Here is a 2,269-nt window from a genome sequence, read left to right on the forward strand (position 1 = left end):
TGTCCGCCGGTCCCGTCCCGGTCGAGCAGCTCCTCGACCTGCTCCAGCAGCGGGTCACCGAACTGCGCACCGAGCGCTGCGAGGTCCCCTACGAGCCCGGGGCCGCACAGCCGGCCCTGCCCGGGGCCCGGCAGTCGCCCGAGTCCGGCCCCGCCCGGCCGGCGGCCGGCTCCCCGAGCCCGGCGGACCCCGACGCCGACCCCGACTTCGAGTCCGTCGGCGACACCCCGCTCGCCCCGCTCCTCGACTGGGCGCTGCAGGCCCTCGTCTTCGTCGGCGCGCTGACCTACGGCGACGGCCAGGCCACCCTCACCCCGCTGGGCAGCTGGGCGGTGTGGGTCAAGCTGGAGCAGATCTGCGTGGCCGCGCAGAGCCCGGCCGGCAACATCGAGCAGGCCGCCGAGGACATGCTCCGCGGCTGCGCCCAGCTCCGCCCCAACGCCGCCCGCGCCGAGTACCGCGCCTGGCTCGCCGCCCGCCCTGTCGGCAACGCTGTCACGGAGCTGATCCACGCCGCCCGCGGCGAGGACGCCCTGCTGCGCGGCCTGGCCTTCGAGGCGCTGCGCGTCGTCGGCGCCCCCGCAGAGCCCGACGTACGCGCCGTCGTCGACGAACCCGCCCTCAGGCCGTACGCCCTGCTGTGGCTCGCCGAGCACGACGGGGTCGACCCGGAGGACGCCCACGAGGTCCTCACCCGGGAAGAGGCGACCTGGCTGTGGGTGGACACCGCAGCCGCCGTCGCCGACCATGGCGAGTCGCCGATGCTGGTCCGGCATCTGGAGTCCGCGCTGCAGCCCACCGTTCCCCAGCTGCTCGACGAGGTCCGCGCCGTCGGCCACCCGCGCACCGTGCAGGTCCTGGTCGCGCTCGCCGCCGCGCACCCCGACCCGGCTCTCGCCAAAGCCGTGCGCCGGGCCGCCTTCCAGGTGCACACCGGGGGATGAGCGGCGCGGGGACTGTTCAGGCGCCGATCTCCGGGGCGTACGTCCCGAAGCTCCAGATGTTGCCCTCGACGTCGCGGGCCATGTAGTCCCGCGAGCCGTAGTCCTGGTCCGTCGGGGGCATCAGGATCTCCACGCCGTGCTCCAGGGCCCGCTGGTGGTGGGCGTCCACGTCGTCCACGACGACGTACACCCCGGTGGGCCCGGCGTCCTTCATCGCCGCGTCGAAACGGCCGCCCCGGCCCTTGGAACCGATCATCACCGCGCCGTTGCCCTGGGTCAGCTCGGCGTGCATCACCTTGCCGTCCTCCGTCTCGTACACCGACAGCTCGGTGAAGCCGAGGGCCTCCGTCAGCTGTCTGATCGCCGCCTTCGCGTCCGCGTACAACAGAGAGGGATAGATGCTCGGCCGTCCGCCGCCCATGCCTGCCATTGCCGATCACTCCTTCGTACGCCGGTTCTGTGGCGTCCCGTTCAGTCTTGCAGCCGCCACTGACAACGCCTCAGCGGAACGTTCGCACTTCGTACGCAGCTCGTCGAGGAACACGGTCGGCGAGGTGCCGTACGTCCCTGCCGCCGCCCGAACCGTGTCCCGCCCGTTACGGCAGGACCACCGGACCTGGGCCGGTGAGGACGCGGCGGGCGCGGCCGAGCACCGCCGGAGGACAGGCCCAGCTGGTCCGGGCCCACGCCCGGAAACAGCGCCGGCAGCAGCGTGATCACCCCGGCCAGGCCGCCGCCGTCCAGGTTCGCTTCGTCGTCGACCTGCACGCGTCACCGCCCTCTGCCCGCGCCGTCGCGCGCGTCGTCCCAAGCCTGGCGGCATCCCTGCCCGCCGCGCCGCCCCACCGCCGGACGAACACCCGGACGGGCGACTTCCCTCTCGCCCCCGTCCACGGCACCCCGCCCCACCCGCCACTACGCTCGCGCCTGATCCGAGGCCGAGGCCGAGGCCGAGGACACGGAACGGAAGGGGCAGAGATGGCCACCCCACCACCCACGAGACACACCACCCCGGCCCGTGCACGCCGCACCGGACTCGGCGCACCACGGCCCACCGGCCCCGACGACGCACCGCACGCCGACTTCGACAGCGCCCACCACACGCCGACTCCGCCGACGCACGTCACGCCGCCCGCAGCGACGCACGGCACGTCGGCCCCGGCGACCCATCGCACCGCGCCCCCCGCCGCCCACCGTGCACCTCCGCCCACACCCCGCGATCCCGCCACCCCCACACCCACAACGCACGCGTGCCCCGTGTTCTCGTCGTTTTCCGCGTCCTGCGTGTCCTAGCCGGCGTACTCCTCGCCGTCGGGATCCTCGGT

2 protein-coding genes are annotated in these 2,269 nt (G+C 74.3%); one reads left to right on the forward strand and one right to left on the reverse strand.

What is annotated here, in order from left to right:
- The coding region (locus tag M878_RS82155) for a hypothetical protein (protein WP_023551704.1) at positions 1-944 on the forward strand (944 nt) is incomplete at its 5' end.
- A 16-nt stretch (positions 945-960) separates the two neighbouring features.
- Here M878_RS82155 and M878_RS82160 read toward each other — a convergent pair.
- A complete protein-coding gene (locus M878_RS82160; protein WP_023551705.1) occupies positions 961-1,374 on the reverse strand; it encodes a VOC family protein in 414 nt (137 codons plus the stop codon).
- Positions 1,375-2,269 lie beyond the last annotated feature (895 nt).

Source organism: Streptomyces roseochromogenus subsp. oscitans DS 12.976 (genome assembly GCF_000497445.1).
GTDB lineage: Bacteria > Actinomycetota > Actinomycetes > Streptomycetales > Streptomycetaceae > Streptomyces > Streptomyces oscitans.